This window comes from Streptomyces sp. NPDC003635 (assembly GCF_053587635.1).
Genome location: NZ_JBSFOK010000005.1, coordinates 67168 through 83829, shown reverse-complemented (window position 1 = coordinate 83829; position 16662 = coordinate 67168). Strand labels below are relative to the sequence as shown.

General features: G+C 72.1%; 15 protein-coding genes. 12 read left to right on the top strand and 3 right to left on the bottom strand.

What is annotated here, in order from left to right; genetic code table 11:
- Position 1: 1 nt before the first annotated feature.
- From ACWDRW_RS06825 to ACWDRW_RS06815, 3 genes are all read right to left on the bottom strand, one after another.
- The gene (locus ACWDRW_RS06825) at positions 2 to 844 is read right to left on the bottom strand and encodes an SMP-30/gluconolactonase/LRE family protein (RefSeq protein ID WP_451721075.1); all 843 of its coding nucleotides are present in this window, start codon (positions 842 to 844) and stop codon (positions 2 to 4) included.
- On the bottom strand, positions 841 to 1614 hold the full coding sequence (locus tag ACWDRW_RS06820; protein WP_451721073.1) for an IclR family transcriptional regulator: 774 nt from the start codon (positions 1612 to 1614) through the stop codon (positions 841 to 843). Before ACWDRW_RS06820 ends, ACWDRW_RS06825 begins: the two co-directional genes overlap by 4 nt.
- A gap of 129 nt (positions 1615 to 1743) precedes the next feature.
- Positions 1744 to 2364, bottom strand: coding sequence for a TetR family transcriptional regulator (locus ACWDRW_RS06815; protein WP_451721071.1), 621 nt, complete (start codon positions 2362 to 2364; stop codon positions 1744 to 1746).
- 74 nt (positions 2365 to 2438) lie between these two features.
- On the opposite strand from ACWDRW_RS06815, the gene ACWDRW_RS06810 reads away from it, so the two are divergent.
- The 12 genes from ACWDRW_RS06810 to ACWDRW_RS06755 all read left to right on the top strand — a co-directional run bounded on the left by ACWDRW_RS06810 (position 2439) and on the right by ACWDRW_RS06755 (position 16591).
- Positions 2439 to 3164 carry an LmeA family phospholipid-binding protein gene (locus tag ACWDRW_RS06810; protein WP_451721069.1) on the top strand — a complete coding sequence of 242 codons (726 nt, stop codon included), beginning with the start codon at positions 2439 to 2441 and terminating at the stop codon, positions 3162 to 3164.
- 68 nt (positions 3165 to 3232) lie between these two features.
- Entirely contained in the window at positions 3233 to 5524 is a 2292-nt protein-coding gene (locus ACWDRW_RS06805; RefSeq protein ID WP_451721067.1) for an MMPL family transporter, read from the top strand.
- 351 nt (positions 5525 to 5875) lie between these two features.
- The gene (locus ACWDRW_RS06800; protein WP_451721065.1) at positions 5876 to 6961 is read left to right on the top strand and encodes a type III polyketide synthase; all 1086 of its coding nucleotides are present in this window, start codon (positions 5876 to 5878) and stop codon (positions 6959 to 6961) included.
- Positions 6962 to 7066: 105 nt separating this feature from the next.
- Entirely contained in the window at positions 7067 to 8179 is a 1113-nt protein-coding gene (locus ACWDRW_RS06795; protein WP_451721063.1) for a sulfotransferase, read from the top strand.
- Positions 8176 to 8724, top strand: a complete 549-nt coding sequence (cysC, locus tag ACWDRW_RS06790) for an adenylyl-sulfate kinase (protein ID WP_451721061.1) — start codon at positions 8176 to 8178, stop codon at positions 8722 to 8724. The genes ACWDRW_RS06795 and cysC overlap by 4 nt, the downstream gene beginning before the upstream one ends.
- Positions 8721 to 9629: a sulfate adenylyltransferase subunit CysD gene (gene cysD, locus ACWDRW_RS06785; RefSeq protein ID WP_451721059.1), complete on the top strand. Its 909-nt coding sequence runs from the start codon at positions 8721 to 8723 to the stop codon at positions 9627 to 9629. Before cysC ends, cysD begins: the two co-directional genes overlap by 4 nt.
- A gap of 145 nt (positions 9630 to 9774) precedes the next feature.
- Positions 9775 to 11013: a sulfate adenylyltransferase subunit 1 gene (locus tag ACWDRW_RS06780; RefSeq protein WP_451721384.1), complete on the top strand. Its 1239-nt coding sequence runs from the start codon at positions 9775 to 9777 to the stop codon at positions 11011 to 11013.
- Positions 11014 to 11209: 196 nt separating this feature from the next.
- The gene (locus tag ACWDRW_RS06775) at positions 11210 to 12301 is read left to right on the top strand and encodes an ABC transporter substrate-binding protein (RefSeq protein ID WP_451721383.1); all 1092 of its coding nucleotides are present in this window, start codon (positions 11210 to 11212) and stop codon (positions 12299 to 12301) included.
- 19 nt (positions 12302 to 12320) lie between these two features.
- Complete coding sequence (locus tag ACWDRW_RS06770; protein WP_451721057.1) at positions 12321 to 13109, top strand: ABC transporter ATP-binding protein; 789 nt, start codon at positions 12321 to 12323, stop codon at positions 13107 to 13109.
- Positions 13096 to 13995 carry an ABC transporter permease gene (locus ACWDRW_RS06765; RefSeq protein ID WP_451721055.1) on the top strand — a complete coding sequence of 300 codons (900 nt, stop codon included), beginning with the start codon at positions 13096 to 13098 and terminating at the stop codon, positions 13993 to 13995. Before ACWDRW_RS06770 ends, ACWDRW_RS06765 begins: the two co-directional genes overlap by 14 nt.
- A 43-nt stretch (positions 13996 to 14038) precedes the next feature.
- Complete coding sequence (locus ACWDRW_RS06760) at positions 14039 to 15325, top strand: PucR family transcriptional regulator (RefSeq protein WP_451721053.1); 1287 nt, start codon at positions 14039 to 14041, stop codon at positions 15323 to 15325.
- A 168-nt stretch (positions 15326 to 15493) separates the two neighbouring features.
- Positions 15494 to 16591 carry an MBL fold metallo-hydrolase gene (locus ACWDRW_RS06755; RefSeq protein WP_451721051.1) on the top strand — a complete coding sequence of 366 codons (1098 nt, stop codon included), beginning with the start codon at positions 15494 to 15496 and terminating at the stop codon, positions 16589 to 16591.
- The last annotated feature ends 71 nt before the right edge of the window (positions 16592 to 16662 follow it).

The following is a 16662-nucleotide window of genomic DNA, read 5'->3' as shown; positions in this document are numbered from 1 at the left end:
GTTACCCGCGGAAGGGCGGCTGGGCGAGGCCCTGGCCGGCGCCGGGTACGACGAGCAGCGAACCGGCGACGGGATGGGGGGCGTCCAGTCCGACCCGGGCCGTGGTGACGTACAGGTCGGTGAGGTCGGGACCGCCGAAGGCGCAGGCGGTGATGCGGGGGGTGGGGAGGGCGACGGTGCGGTCCAGTTCACCGTCGGGGGTGTAGCGCCGTACGGCCGAACCGTCCCACAGGGCGACCCACACACAGCCCTCGGCGTCCACGGTGAGACCGTCGGGGAACCCGGCGCCGTCCTCGATGGCGGCGAAGGGACGACGCCCGGAGACCGACCCGTGGTCGTGGTCGAAGACGTCGATCCGCCGGGTGGGCGAGTCGACGTAGTACATGAGCCGCCCGTCGGGACTCCAGCCGGTGCCGTTGCTGACGGCGACGTCGTCGAGGACGGTCGTGACGGGCCCGTCCGCGGAGATCCGGGACAGGGTTCCGCCGCCCGGGGCCTCGTCGTAGCGCATGGTGCCCGCCCAGAGGGAGCCGTCGGGGGCGACGGCGGCGTCGTTGGCGCGGCGGCCGGGAACGGGCTCGTGGTGGAGCCAGCGGAAGCTGTCGTCGGGGTCGAGGACGGCGACTCCGTCACGGAGGTTGAGGACGAGGCCGCCGCCCTCGCGGGGCTTGACGGCGCCGATGTGCTGGTCGGTCGTGCGGATGGCCCGGCGGCCGGTCGCCGGATCGTACGAGTGGATCCGGGCCCCGAGGATGTCGATCCAGATCAGCTTGCCGGTGACCGGATCCCAGGTGGGCCCCTCGCCGAGGGCGGCCTCGGCCCGCACCGCGACCTCGTACGTCATGCGGCGCTCCGGTGGCCGAGGCGCTCGGAGAGTTCGGCGGCACCCTTGGCGGCGAGCTGCTCCAGCTCGAGCCTGCGCTCGTCGCTCCAGCGGATCATGGGGACGGAGATGGAGAGCGCGGCGACGACCCGGCCGGTGCGATCACGCACGGGAGCGGCCACACAGGAGACGTCCGGGTTGGACTCACGGCTCTCGACGGCGATCCCGTTGGTACGGATCTCGGCGAGGGCCTCGCGCAGAACGGCCGAGTCGGTGATGCTGTTGGGGGTCATCGCGACCAGCTCGGCGCCGTCCGGGATGCGCGAGGCGAGCTCCTGCTCCGGCAGGGACGCCAGCAGCATCTTGCCGACGGAGGTGCAGTGGGCGGGCAGGCGACGGCCGGCCGCCGACACCATGCGCACGGCGTGGGTGGAGTCGACCTTGGCGATGTAGATGACGTCGGTGCCCTCGAGGATGGCCACGTGCACGGTCTCGTCGCAGGTCTCGGCGACCGACCGGGCCACCTGCTGGCCCTCGGCGGCGAGGTCGAGCTGTTCGGCGTACCGGCTGCCCAGCTGGTACGGCCGCACGCCCAGCCGATAGCGGCCCGGCTGCCCCGGCACCGGGACGATGTAGGACCGGGCGGCGAGCGTGGTGACGAGCTCGTGCACGGTGGTGCGCGGGAGCTGGAGCTTGCGCACGATGTCGGGGGCGGAGAGTGTGCCGTCCCCGTCGAGGAAGAGCTCGAGGATGTCGAGAGCCCGGGTCACGGCCGGTACGAGACGTCCCACGTGCGGCCCCCTCCCTTGATTGTCTAGAGGGCTGTGTTCGAAATTTCAACAGCCGATCGGAATGACGAACACAGGCTACTCGTGGCGGGTTTGCCTGGGCAATGGGCGGGCGGCCACGGGGCCGCGCTCTCACGCCTCCCGGAGGTGAGCGAACGCGGAAGCCAGCAGTTGGTGCGCCACGGCGGGCGTGCGTTCGCCTTCCGGCAGACCGGCGTACACGAACAGCGCGGAGCGCATCGCGCCGACGGCGGCCCGGGCCAGCACGGCCGCGCGCAGCGGCGTGGCCGAGTCGGGGTCGTGCTCGGCCAGCCGCTCCCGCAGGGCGTCGGCGAGGCCGTCCTCGAACTGGCTGAGCACCGGCAGGAACTGGCGCACCGGCTGGCCGGGGAAGCGCTGCGGCGGCCCACTGAACATCAGGCCGGGGGTGCCGTCGGCGATGAGGTCGAGACAGGCGCCCAGGACGGCGGCATAGGAATCCTCGCCGGCGGGCCGGGCGATGACATGGGCCCGCATGACCGGAATGAGGTCGAGGGCCTCGTCGAGGACCAGGTCCTCCTTGGAGGGGAAGTAGCGGAAGAAGGTCCGCTCGGTGACCCCGGCGGCCGCCGCGATGTCCCGCACCGTGGTCCGCGCGTAGCCACGCTCCTCGAACATGCGGTGGGCGGCCTCCTGGAGGGCCTTGCGGGTCGCCGCCTTGTGCGCCTCGCGACGCCCGCGCGGCTCCGCGGGGGAGGTGTCGAGGGTTGCCATGTGCGGAGTATCTCAGGCGCAAAACCGACGGTACAGAATCTGTCAGCCATGACAGATTAGGTATGGTGTCAGTCATGACACTTTCTCGGAGGGGGCGTGGGCTCCGCGTGCGGATCTCCCGCAGAGCCCGCGTGATGACCCTGGGCGTGGTCAGCGCGGTGCTGGTCACCGGGGTCGCGGTCGAGGCGGTGGCACGCCATCGGGCGGCCGACCGGCTCGCGGACCGCATGGAGGAGCGCCTGCACACCGCCCTTGACGTGGGCTTCGGACCGACACCGGTGATGCTGCAACTGGCCCGTGGGGCCTTCCCCCGCGTGGAGGTTTCCGGTGAGGGCGCGACCTTCCGCCGGTTCTCCGGGGTGGACCTGCACGCCGAACTCGCCGATGTGGTCCGCACCGGCGACGGACTTTCGGTGGCCGACACCCGGGTCAGCGCCGAACTGACGGACAAAGCCCTGGCCGATGCCGTCGCCACGATGACCGGGGGCGCGCTGAACATCGCAGCGGTCACCACCGACCAGGAAACGGGCGAGCTGATCGTGCACGCCGGGCCGGCCGGACGGATCTCCGTCGGTTTCCGGCCTGTCCTCGAGCAGGAGGGCATCCGGTTCGAGCGCACCGCCGTGCGCGTCGGCGAACGCGTCCTCCCCGAGGCCCTCGCCGGGCAACTGCTCGGGGACGCCCCGCGGGAGGTCGACCTGTCGGAGCTGCCCCTCGACCTGGAGCCGGAACGGCTCGACGTCACCGCCGACGGGCTGCGCCTGGAGCTGGCGGGAGGCAGTACGACCGTGAAGGCCTGACCCGCGCCGCTCCCCCGCCCTCCACTCCCCCCACCGCACTTGCCCCTACTGCACGAGGAGCATCTTCCGTGGCGACTTGGCTCTATCGGCTCGGTCTCGGCGCCTACCGCCGTCGGCGGCTCGTCCTGGCTGCCTGGTTCGCCGTGCTGACCGGCGCCGTCTGCGCGCTGCTCGTCGTGGGCGGCAGGCTCGACAACGAGTTCACGATTCCCGGCTCCGAATCCCAGCGGGCGCAGGACACGATGGCCGAGGACTTTCCGGCCGCCGCGGGCACCAGCGCGCAGATCGTGTTCACCGCGCCCGAGGGCGCCCGTCTCACCGATCCAGGCGCCACGCAGGGCATCCAGCGGACCCTGGCCGCGGCGCAGGACGCCCCGCAGGTCGCCGCTGTGATACCGCCCGACAAGGCCGGCACGGTGACCCCCGACGGACGCACCGCACTCGCCCAGGTCAACTACGACGTCAGCCGCTCCGACCTGGACGACGGCACGCTCGACTCACTGGAGGACACCACCAAGGCCGCCGAGGAGGCGGGCCTTGAGGTCTCCGTGGGCGGTCAGGCGTACGGCAACGGCGTCCTCACCCCCAGCGTCCTCGAACTGCTCGGTGTCGTGGTCGCGTTGGCGGTGCTCGCCCTCACCTTCGGTTCGCTGCTCGCCGCCGGGATGCCGCTGCTGACCGCCTTCGTCGGCATCGGCACCGGGCTCGCCGGACTGCTGACGCTGTCCTCGGGGGTGACGGTGTCGTCGACCGCGCTGAGCCTCGCGCTCATGCTCGGTCTCGCGGTGGGCATCGACTACGCGCTCTTCGTGCTGTCGCGGCACCGGACCCAGCTCGCCCGAGGGCTGGAGCCACACGAATCGGCGGGACGCGCGGTCGGTACGGCGGGCAGCGCGGTGGTCTTCGCCGGGACGACGGTCGTCGTCGCGCTGGTGGGTCTTGTCGTGGTGCGGATCCCGTTCCTGACGGTCATGGGTCTGAGCGCGGCGGCGACGGTGCTCATCGCCGTGCTGGTGGCGGTGACGCTGCTGCCGGCGCTGTTCGGCCTCGCTGGGGCACGGCTCACGCCACGTCCGGGGTCACGGGCCGCGCGGCGGGCGGCGATGGGCGCAGCGGGCGTTGCCACGGGCGACAGCGCCGCGGGCGACGATGTCGCGAAGGACGCGGAAGACACCGCCGGGACTCCCGCGGCGAAGGCGTCCGTCCTGGGGCGGCGCTGGGCTCGGCTCGTCACCCGGCGCCCGCTGCTCGTCGTCGTCGGCACCGTCGCCGCCCTGGTGACCCTGGCGCTGCCAGCCGCCGACCTGCGGCTCGCGCTGCCCGACAACGGCACGGCGGCGCACGGGACCTCGCAGCGCGAGACGTACGACACCGTCGACGAGGCGTTCGGGCCCGGGTTCAACGGGCCGCTGCTCGTCCTCGCCGAGGCGGACACCCAGGGGCAGGCCGGGCAGCGGCAGGCGGCCGCGGTGACCGGACGGCTGCAGGAGCTGCCGGGCGTGGTCAAGGTCGGTCAGCCCCAGTACGCGCCGGAGTCCGGGCGGGCGGTGATCCAGGTCGTACCGGAGGGCGGACCGCAGGACGAGTCGACGCAGGACCTGGTCGAAGCCATTCGCGGCGACGCGGCCGTCATCGAGCGGGAGACCGGCGCCGCCGTGTCGGTCACCGGCACCACGGCGATCGGGATCGACGTCTCCGACCGGCTGAGCGCGTCACTGCTGCCGTTCGCGGCGGTGGTCGTCGGGCTCTGTCTGATCCTGCTGCTGCTGGTGTTCCGTTCGCTGGTCGTGCCCGTCAAGGCGACCATCGGCTTCCTGCTCTCGGTCGGGGCGTCCTTCGGGGCGGTCGTGGCCGTGTTCCAGTGGGGCTGGCTCGCCGAGGCGCTGGACGTGGCCAGGACCGGACCCGTCGTCAGCTTCCTGCCGATCGTGCTGATGGCGGTGCTCTTCGGACTCGCCATGGACTACGAGGTCTTCCTGGTGTCCAGCATGCGCGAGGAGTGGGTGCGCACCGGCCGGGCCAGGGACGCGGTGATCGACGGCGCCGGACAGGCCTCACGGGTGGTGACGGCGGCGGCGCTCATCATGTTCTTCGTCTTCGCCAGCTTCGTGACGACGGAGGACGCCATCGTCAAACCCATCGCGTTCTCCCTGGCGTTCGGCGTGCTGGTGGACGCCTTCGTCGTACGGATGACCCTGGTGCCGGCGGTCCTGGCGATGGTGGGACGCGGCGCCTGGTGGCTGCCACGCGGACTGGACCGGCTGCTGCCCGATCTGGACATCGAGGGCGCACGGCTGCACAAGGCGGCCCGAACCGGACCCGCGCGGCCGCTGACTGAAATCAATGCCGGCTCTGGCTGAATTAACCGGACCCGATTTCAGACGTCAGAAGCGGACCGAATAACACGAAGTCGGCCTGCCTTCCGGGTTTACCCGAAGGCAGGCCGACGTTTTTGCGCCGGTCAATGTTACCGGCGAGGAAATTTACACTGGAATATTTGATTCCACCGGAAGCGTCGTGTTTGACTGAGGTCACCGGATCGCATCCGGATCGAACGGGGGAGAGTCTGACCACTCTTCTTTCATCTTTCATGCGCCCAATTTGGCGCATGTTCCATTGGGCAGTCCGACCTGCGCAAAGAAGCCCGGGCGGACTCCCATCAGCACGCACGATTCCCTCTATTACGCCACCCAAAAGCCAAGGGAACACGCATGCATCTCGAAGAGAAAATCGCCCCTGCCCGCCATGGGCTGCGTGCCGCCGCGCGCCCCGTCATCACCGGGTCCTCGCATTCCTTTCCGGATACCCGGACCAGCCAGGACGACCTGTGGAAGGAATTCTTCCTGGAGCACTACGACGGCTTCCCGCTGGCGCGCCGGATATTCGAGAATTCCGGAATCAGCTCCCGCTCCACGGCCGTGGACCCGCGCGCCGAGCGGGAAGTCTCCGGCTGGAGTACCGGACAGCGCATGGAGCGCTACATCGAGGAGGCTGTGCCGCTGGGCAAGCGCACCGTCTCCGCGGCCCTGGAGTCCGCGGGCCTGGCCCCGTCGGACGTGGGCATGCTGGCCGTCGCCTCCTGTACCGGCTACACCACACCCGGCCTCGACTTACGGCTCGCGGACGAGCTGGGCATGAGCAGCAAGGTCCAGCGGCTGTTCATCGGCCACATGGGCTGCTACGCCGCCGTCCCCTCGCTCGGCGCCGTCTCCGACTTCGTCGCCTCGCGCGGCCGTCCCGCGGTGCTGCTCTGCCTGGAGCTGACCTCGCTGCACGTCCAGCCGCCCACCCAGGACATCGAACAGATCGTGGCGCACGCCCTGTTCGCCGACGCCGCCGCGGCCGTCGTCCTGGAGCCCGACGCCGGCTCCGGCTACGAGGTCGTCGACGTCGTCGCGGTCACCGACCACAGCACCGCCGACCTCATGAGCTGGCAGATCACCGACCTCGGCTTCAAGATGGGCCTCTCGCCGAGGGTGCCCGACGTCCTCGCGCAGCACGTCGGCGAGGTGGTCCGCGACCAGTTGCTCGCCCCGCACGGACTCAGGCCCGAGGAGGTCACCGGCTGGGCCGTGCACCCGGGCGGCAAGCGCATCCTCGAGGTCGTCGGCGAGCGTCTCGAACTGCCCGCCGGCGCACTCGACGCCTCCTACGGCGTCCTCGACGAGTGCGGCAACTGCTCCTCGCCCACCGTCCTGATGGTCCTCCAGCGCCTGCCCCGCACCGAAGGACCGGTGGTCGCCATGGCCTTCGGCCCCGGGCTCACGCTGTACGCGGCCCTGCTGCGCCGGTCCTGACACCGGCCGGGGCACCGACGGACCGCACTCCGTCGGCGCCCGCGACGCCTTCCCGCACGACCCACGGACACCACCCCAAGGACGCACGGAAGGAACAGCTGCGCCATGCCCACTCCGACCTCACCGGGCCAGGTCTTCGTCACCGGCACCGGACGCTGCGGCTCGACCCTGGTCTCCGAGCTGCTGCGCGAGCACCCGCAGGCCCTCAGCCTGTCCGAGCTCTTCAACCACCTCACGGACATGTACCGGATCACCGCCCGGGTCTTCCCCGAAGGCCCCCTCACAGCGGCGGAGTTCTGGGACGTCCTGTCCTCCCGCAACACCGTCAACCGACTGCTGGGCGCCCACGGCCTGGCCCCCAGGGAAGTCCTCTACCGCCCCTCGGCGACCACCCGCTTCCAGGCCGCCACCGGTGTCCCGGCCGTCCTGATGACCACCCTCCCCCACCTCTCCGACACCCCCGACGAGCTGTACGACGAACTCGGGGCGGCCGTCGCCGACTTCCCGGACGCCCGAGCCGGCGAGCACTACCGGCGTATGTTCGCCTGGCTGTGCACCCGCTTCGGCAAGACCCTGTGGGCCGAGCGCAGCGGCGGCTCGCTGATCCTCGCCGGACAGTTCCGCGAGCACTTCCCCGACGCCCGCTATCTGCACATCGTGCGCGACGGCCGGGACACCGCGCTGTCCATGAGCCGGCACACCGGCTTCCGGATGGCGGCGGTGGTGATGGCCCTGAACCTCACTCTCGGCCACGACCCGTACGCCGGCACCCCCGCGCCGGACGTCGAACGGGATCTGGGCTTCGTACCGGAGGAGCTGCTGCCGTTCCTGCCGGATCGTTTCGACGCGGACGCCGTGCGCGACTACCGGCTCCCGGTCTCCCTGTTCGGCACGTACTGGGCCGACGAGATGCAGCGTGGCATGGAGGCGATGTCCCAACTGCCGCAGGAGAACGTGCTGCACCTGTGGTACGAGGACCTGCTGGCAGCGCCCGAGGAGTCCCTGCACCGCATCGGCGAGTTCCTCGGCGCGGACTTCGTCGACAGCGACTGGGAGCGCCGGTGCGCGGCCAAGGTGGGCGCGCCCACGTCTTCCTGGCGCGACCTGCCCGACGCCGAGCGCGCGGAGCTGGACCAGGCGTGCGCCGCCGGGTTCTCCGTGCTCGCCGCGCACGGTGTCGTCCCCATGGCCGGCTCGACGGCGAGGAGCAGCGCATGAGGACCCCGCCGACCCAAGGCGCCACGGTGTGGCTGACCGGACTGCCCAGCTCCGGCAAGACGACGCTGGCACAGGCACTGGCAAGCCGCCTCACCCGGGAAGGACGACGGGTCGAAGTACTCGACGGCGACGAGATACGCACCTTCCTCAGCGCCGGCCTCGGCTTCACCCGCGAGGACCGGGACACCAACGTGCAGCGCATCGGCCTGGTCGCCGAGGTGCTGGCACGCAACGGCATCCTGGTGCTGGTCCCGGTCATCGCGCCCTACGCAGACAGCCGGGAGGCGGTCCGCAAGCGGCACGAGGCGAGCGCCACCCCGTATCTGGAGGTGCATGTCGCGACGCCGCTCCAGGTGTGTGCCGTACGCGACGTGAAGGGCCTGTACGCGCAGGCCCGCGCCGGACGGCTGTCCGGTCTCACCGGTATCGACGACCCCTACGAGCCCCCGCAGCACCCGGACGTGAAGGTGGAGACCCAACTCCAGTCCGTGGACGAGTCGGTGAGCGCCGTGCACGCGCTGATGAGTCAACGGGGGGTGCTGTGACCACGGTTGCCGCCCGGCTCGGACACACCGACGTCCTGGAGGCGGAGGCGGCGTACATCTTCCGGGAGGTGGCCGGGGAGTTCGAGAGGCCGGTGCTGCTGTTCTCCGGCGGCAAGGACTCCGTGGTGATGCTGCATCTGGCGCTGAAGGCGTTCGCACCGGCGCCGGTGCCGTTCGCGCTGCTGCATGTGGACACCGGCCACAACTTCCCGGAGGTGCTCGCCTACCGGGACCGAGTGGTGGCCGCACATGGGCTCACCCTCCATGTGGCGTCCGTACAGGACTACATCGACCGGGGTGTGCTGCGCGAACGTCCCGACGGCACCCGCAATCCGCTCCAGACGCTGCCGCTGCTGGAGGCGATCAGCGGCGGCGGGTTCGACGCGGTGTTCGGCGGCGGACGGCGCGACGAGGAGAAGGCACGGGCCAAGGAGCGGGTCTTCTCCCTGCGGGACGAGTTCGGTACGTGGGACCCGCGCCGCCAGCGGCCCGAGCTGTGGCAGCTGTACAACGGCCGTCACCTGCCCGGCGAGCATGTGCGCATCTTCCCGCTGTCCAACTGGACCGAGCTGGACGTGTGGCAGTACATCGCCCGCGAGGGCATCGAGCTGCCGTCCATCTACTTCGCCCATGATCGGGAGGTGTTCCTGCGGTCCGGGATGTGGCTGGCGCCGGGCGACTGGGGCGGCCCCCGGGACGGTGAGCCGGTGGAGAGGCGCCGGGTGCGCTACCGCACCGTCGGCGACATGTCCTGCACCGGCGCCGTGCTGTCCGAGGCGTCCGACGTTGATGAGGTGATCGTCGAGATCACCGCCTCCCGGCTCACCGAGCGTGGCGCCACCCGCGCCGACGACCGGCTGTCGGAGGCCGCGATGGAGGACCGCAAACGCGAGGGGTACTTCTGACATGACCGCCGACCTGACGGCCCTCGGCCATCCCCCGCATTCCACTGCCCATTCCACCGCCGCGCTGATGGTGCGCGGCATCTTCCAGGAAGCCAGGTCCCGGCTGACCGCCGGGTCCGGCACGCAGAAAGGACGCGTGAATCCCATGGCCACCGCCCAGCCGTCCGAGGCGGACCTGCTCCGCTGGGCCACCGCCGGCTCGGTGGACGACGGCAAGTCCACCCTCGTGGGACGACTGCTGCACGACTCGAAGTCCGTCCTCGCCGACCAGTTGGAGGCCGTCGCCCGCGCGTCCTCCGGCGAGGGCCCCGACCTGGCGCTGCTCACCGACGGGCTGCGCGCCGAGCGCGAGCAGGGCATCACCATCGACGTCGCCCACCGCTACTTCGCCACGCCCCGGCGCCGGTTCATCCTGGCGGACACCCCCGGACACGTGCAGTACACCCGCAACATGGTCACCGGGGCCTCGACGGCCACGCTGACAGTGATCCTCGTCGACGCCCGCAAGGGCGTGGTCGAACAGACCCGGCGGCACGCGGCCGTCTCGGCGCTGCTGCGGGTGCCGCACGTGGTCCTCGCCGTCAACAAGATGGATCTCGTCGGCTACGAGCGGTCCGTGTTCGCGGACATCGCCGGGAAGTTCACCCGGCTCGCGACCGACCTCGGCATTCCCGAGGTCACCGCGATCCCGATCTCCGCGCTCGCCGGTGACAACGTCGTCGAGAGGTCCACGCGCATGGACTGGTACGAAGGCCCGACCGTCCTCGCCCACCTGGAGAACGTCCCCGTCGCGGACGAGGTGACCGACGGACCCGCCCGGTTCCCGGTCCAGTACGTCATCCGCTCCTCGGACGTCCGCCTCTACGCCGGTCAGGTCGCCGCCGGTGTGCTCAGGGTCGGCGACCGGGTCACCGTGCTGCCGTCCGGGCGCACCACCACCGTCACCGGCATCGACGTGCTGGGCGCCCCGGCCGAGCTGGTCCGCTCGCCGCAGTCCGGCGCGCTGCGGCTCGCCGACGACCTGGACATCTCCCGGGGCGACCTGATCGTCCCGGCGGCGGCGCTTCCGACGGTGTCCCGGGACGTCGAGGCAGCCGTGTGCCATCTGCACGAGCGGCCCCTCAAAGACGGGGACCACGTACTCCTGAAGCACACCACGCGCACCGTGCGCGCGGTGGTCCGCCGGATCCCCGGGCCAGGACGGCTCGACCTGAACGAGATCGGCCAGGTCTCCCTGCGCACCGCCGAACGGCTGGCGTTCGACCGGTACGAGGACAGCCGGCGCACCGGCTCCTTCGTGCTGATCGACCCGGCCGACGGCGCCACGCTGACCGCGGGCATGGTCGGCGCGACCGCTCCGGGAACTCCCGATGCGGCTGCCTGAGAGCCTGCGTCACCTCCACGGTCGGATCAGCGCACGGCGGCGACGGGGGCGCCCCCGCGCGAGTCGGCCAAGCCGTTCGAGCGTGGGGGAACGTGCGATCGCAAGGCGGCGGCCGCCCGGCCGGGGACGTGACACAGGCTCCGCGCGCAGTCCGGCGTACCCCCTCTTCCGGCGTCCGCTCCGCGCGGCCCTCGCGCTGCTCGTGCCGCTGTTCCTGGCGGCGGGCTGCGGCTACGGGTCACGGGCGCCGGAGGCGGCGGCAGCGGCCGAGGGCACCGGACCACCGCTGTCGGCGGACGAGGTCTCCGTCGGCTACTTCGCCAACGTCACCCACGCCACCGCGCTGACCGGCGTCCAGAAGGGCTACTTCACCCGCGAGCTGGGCGGCACCCGGCTGCGCACGCAGGTCTTCAACGGCGGCCCGTCGGCGCTGGAGGCGCTCAACGCGGGCGCCGTGGACATCGCGTGGATGGGACCGTCGCCCGCCGTCAACGGCTATCTGCGGTCCGAGGGCCGCGGACTGCGGATCGTCTCGGGCGCCGCCTCCGGAGGGGTCGCGCTGGTCGTCGACGGCGACACGAAGGTGCGCGGCACCGACGTCCGGGGGCTCAGGATCGCGACGCCGGAGGCGGGCAACACCCAGGACGTCGCGCTGCTGCACTGGATCCGCGAGCAGGGCTGGGAGGTGGACCCGCACACCGGTCGCGGTGACGTCACGGTGGTACGGCAGTCGTCCAAGGAGATCCCGACCAGCTTCCGGCGGGGCACGATCGACGGAGCGTGGGTGCCGGAGCCGGTGGCCGCGCAACTCGTCGCCGCCGGCGGACGAGTGCTCCTCGACGAGGCGGACCTGTGGGACGACGGCGCGTTCGTCACCGCCCTCGTGGTGGTGTCCCCGTCCTTCCTGGCCGACCATCCCGACGTCGTCGAGGCTGTGCTGCGCGGTTCGGTACGCGCGGGCGCCTGGCTGAAGAGCCGCCCCGCCGAGGGGAAGGCGGCCGTCAACGACGCCATCGAGACCGTGACCGGCCGGCCACTGGAGCCCGGCGTCCTCGACGCGGCCTGGCGGCACGTGCGCCTCACCGACGATCCGCTCGCGGCGACGCTCGCCGAGGAGGCGGACCGGGCCGACCGGCTCGGGCTGCTCGACGGAAGCAGTCGGGCCCTGGACGGAATCTTCGATCTGCGCCTGCTCAACCGGGTCCTCGCCCAGCGGGGCGAACCGGCCGTGGACGACGCCGAGCTCGGTGTCGTGGCCACTCCGACCATGGCCACTCCGACCACCTGAACCCGAAGGATTTGATCTCATGTCAGAAACAGCGCTGCGGGCCTTATCGTCGGCCCGCCCGATCGCCCTGGCCGAGGTGGAGGAGCCGGCCGTACAGCTCACCCACGTCTCCAAGTGGTTCGACACCGCGGGGCGCCGCCAGACGGTCCTCGACGACATCGGACTGACCGTCGGCGGCGGTGAGTTCGTCTGTGTGCTGGGCGCCTCCGGCTGCGGCAAGTCCACCCTGCTCAACCTGGTCGCGGGCCTGGACCGGCCGTCCGCCGGCACCATCGACGTGCCCGGTGGGCGGCGGCCCGCGCTGATGTTCCAGGACCACGCCCTGTTCCCCTGGCTCACCGCGGGCCGGAACGTCGAACTCGCCCTGCGGCTGCGCGGAGTGCCCCGGCGCGAGCGGCCCGAGGAGGCCCGTCGGCTCCTCGAACTGGTCCGGCTGAAGGACGCCCACGGCAAGCGCGTCCACGAGTTGTCCGGCGGTATGCGCCAGCGCGTCGCCCTGGCCCGCGCGCTCGCCCAGGAGAGCGATGTGCTGCTGATGGACGAGCCGTTCGCGGCGCTCGACGCCATCACCCGGGACGTGCTCCACGAGGAGCTCACCCGCATCTGGACCGAGAACAACCTCACCGTCCTGTTCGTCACCCACAACGTCCGCGAGGCGGTGCGGCTCGGGCAGCGGGTCGTGCTGCTGTCCTCCCGGCCGGGCCGGATCGCCCGCGAGTGGACCGCCACCGGCACCCCTGAAGCCGCCCTGACGTCCCTGGTCACCGACGCGCTGCGGGAGGAGATACGCCGCCATGGGCGCCGGTGAGACGGTCGCGCCCCGCAGGGTGAATGAGACCACGTCCGTCGAGGCCGGTCTCGACGCGCTGGACAGCCGGCCCGCAGGACCCACCCGGACCCCCGTCCGGCAGATCCTGCGGGAACGGGTGCTGCCACCCGTGGCCGCCGCCGTTCTCGTCCTGCTCGCCTGGCAGCTCGCCTACGAAGCCGAGGTCAAGCCGGACTACCTGCTGCCGTCACCGGCCGACGTGTGGCGGGCGCTGTCGGACCAGTGGTACGAGGGCACGCTGTTCTCCACGGTGTGGACGAGCATGCAGCGCGGCGCCCTCGGATTCGCGGCGGCCGTCGTCATCGGCACGGCGCTGGGGCTGCTGCTCGGCGCGGTGCGGTCGCTGCGCGTCGGGATCGGTCCCGTGCTGTCGGGGCTCCAGTCGCTGCCGTCGGTGGCGTGGGTGCCGGCGGCGGTCGTGTGGTTCGGGCTCACCGACGCCACCATCTACGCCGTCGTCCTGCTGGGCGCCGTACCGTCCATCGCGAACGGGCTGCTGGCGGGCGTGGACCAGGTGCCGCCCCTGTATCTGCGGGCCGGACGGGTGCTGGGCGCCACCGGGGCAGCCCGGGTCCGGCACGTCCTGCTGCCCGCCGCGCTGCCCGGCTACCTGGCAGGGCTCAAACAGGGCTGGGCCTTCTCCTGGCGGTCCCTGATGGCGGCCGAACTCATCGCCAGCTCACCTGAGTTGGGCCTCGGCCTCGGCCAACTGCTGGAGAACGCCCGCACCTACCAGGACATGGCCCTGGTCCTCGCCGCCATCGGGGAGATCCTGGTCGTCGGCATCGCCGTGGACCTCCTGCTGTTCGCGCCGCTGGAGCGGAGGGTGCTGCGCTCGCGAGGCCTTGCGGGGGCGCGGTCGTGACGAGAGGGGCGCGGGTGAGGGCGCCGTCTGCTGTACTGGCCGGGTGAGCGTGACCGCCGGTCCGGGATCCTCGTGGCTGCTGCGCCTGGCGCCGTCCGCGGTGCCGCCGGAACCGGCGTGTCCACCCGAGACGCTGGCCGTGGCCGAGCGGCCCCTGGGTCCCGGACCGGTCGGCTGGGCCGTCGAGGTGGCCAGGGACATGGCGGCGCACATCGTGCGGCAGGTGCCCGAGCACGGCACCCCCGGCGCGTACCCGCCGTTCCGGCGGGCGGTGGAGGCCACCGTCCTGACCGCCCTGCGGGGACTGGCCACCGAACCGGAGCCGACCGGCTCGCTGGTGACACCGGAGGCGGTGGCCGCCAACGCCGAACTGGCCCGGCGCAACGTGCCGTTGGACCGGGTGCTGCGCGGCGTCCGGCTCGGCCACGCCTACCTGCACGCACGGCTGATGGAGGCGCTCGACAAGGAGCCCGAGGACATCCGCGCCCAGGAAGTCCACCGGATCAGCGAGTTGCTCTTCGTCTACGCCGACCTGCAGTCCAGCCGGCTCGCCGAGGAGTACGTCGCCGAACGGGAGCGGTGGCGGCGCAGCACCGAGGCCGCCCGCCGCCGCACGGTGGACGACCTGCTGGCCGGACGGCTGATCGGCGGGGCGGTCGCCGCCCGCACCCTCGGCTACGAACTGGCCCGGCACCACATGGCGTTCATCGTCACCTCCCGCTCGCAGGACACCTCGGCCGACGAACTGCGTCAACTGGCAGCCGAGTTGTGCCGTGCGGTCGGCGGGGAGTGCCTGCTGGCCGTGACGGCGGGCTCCACCGAGCTGTGGGCGTGGGCCTGCTGGTCGGCGGAGCCGGCCCGTGACGCGCTGGCCGGGCTGCCCGCTCTGGTCCCCGAGCGCAGACCGCTGCGGGTGGCGCTGGGGCCCGTGGGATACGGCGCCGAGGGCTTCCGGCGCAGCCACCGCGGCGCCCGGGAAGCCGAGCGGGTGGCCCGCCTCGGCCGTACGGGCTGGCTGTGCGACTACGCCGACGTCAGCACGGCGGCGCTGCTCACCGCCGACGCGGAGCACGCGCGGTGGTTCGCGGCGCGGGTGCTGGGAGCGCTCGGGGCCGATGATCCGCGGGTGCGGGAGCTGCGGGAGACGCTGCGGGTGTATCTCGCGGAGGGGCGCAGTCCACAGGGGGCGGCCGAGCGGCTGTTCGTGGCGCGCAACACGGTGACGTACCGGGTGCGGCGGGCCATGGAGCTGTGGGGGCGGCCGCTGGAGCAGGACGCGCTGGAGCTGCGGGTGGCGCTGGAGATCGCCCGGCTCCTGGGGCCGGGGTAGAGGCGCCGAGGTGGGCTCCACACCCCAAAGGGCGGCCGGAGTTTGGGCTGTCGGCCCAAAGCCCTGAAGGCGTCGTCGCCGTTCACTGCGACGGAAGACCAACAGCACGTGACACGCGCCCCCATCGCGTACCCGCAGCCGCACCTTCTCTCCACCCCGGGAGCCGCCATGCCCTCCTCTCCTGCATCCCCCACCCGCCGCACCCTGCTGCGCACCGCTGCTGCCGCCTCCGTCGTCCCCCTGCACCCCACCCCCGCGCACGCAGCGTCCCAGCCGAGCCGTGGCACCGAGCTGATCCTGCTCGGCACCAGCGGCGGCCCCGTCCCCATGCACGGTCGCGCCGGTATCGCGTCGGCGCTGGTCGTCGACGGCCGGGCCTACCTCGTGGACTGCGGACCGGGCACGTTCGGCCGGTACGCGCAGGCATGGCTGACGGCCGGGCAGCTCACGGCGATCTTCGTCACGCACCTGCACTCCGATCATCTGTCGGACCTGTACGCCCTGTTGTGGCTGCGATTCGGCGGGTTCCAGCCGCTGGACGGCCCGGTGGACGTCTACGGGCCGGGTTCCGCCGGGAACCTCCCCGCCGTCTGGCCGAAGGGCCGATCGGTCGGCACCGTCAGCCCGTCGGAACCGGCCCCCGGCACGGAAGCTCTGATCGCCGGGCACATCGCCGCCACCGCGTACGACATCAACGTGCGGATGCGCAGCGAGGGCTGGCCCGACATCCGCACCCTGATCCGGCCGCACGACGTGCGCTTCCCGCTGCCGAAGGGCGCGGGGCCGCGCAAGCTGATGGCGCCACCGATGGAGCCGTTCGAGGTGATGCGGGACGAACGGGTCCGGGTGACCGCGGTGCTCGTCGACCATCCGCCGGTGTTCCCCTCCTTCGCCTACCGCTTCGACACCGCCGACGGCTCGGTGGTGTTCAGCGGCGACACCGCGCCCTGCGCGAACGTGGCGCGGCTCGCCCGGGGCGCGGACGTGCTGGTGCACGAGGTGATGGACCTGGACACGCTGGCCCTGGGCGGGCTGAGGCCGGCGCAGTTGCGGCACATGGAGATCAGCCACACGGACGCGACGCGGGTGGGCCCGCTCGCCGAACGCGCCGGCGTGGCCACGCTGGTGCTGAGCCACCTGGTCCCCGGCGCCACGAACGTCGTCTCCGACGCGACCTGGCACACCAAGGCGAGCAAGGGCTATTCGGGCCGAGTGATCGTGGGCACCGACCTCGCCCGTCTGCCCGTGGGATCCCGGCGCACCTGACTGGTGGTTTCCGGCGCGTCGGGGTGGGCCTGGGCGGATACTGGCGCCCTGCGTAGGGCCGCTCGGGGGGT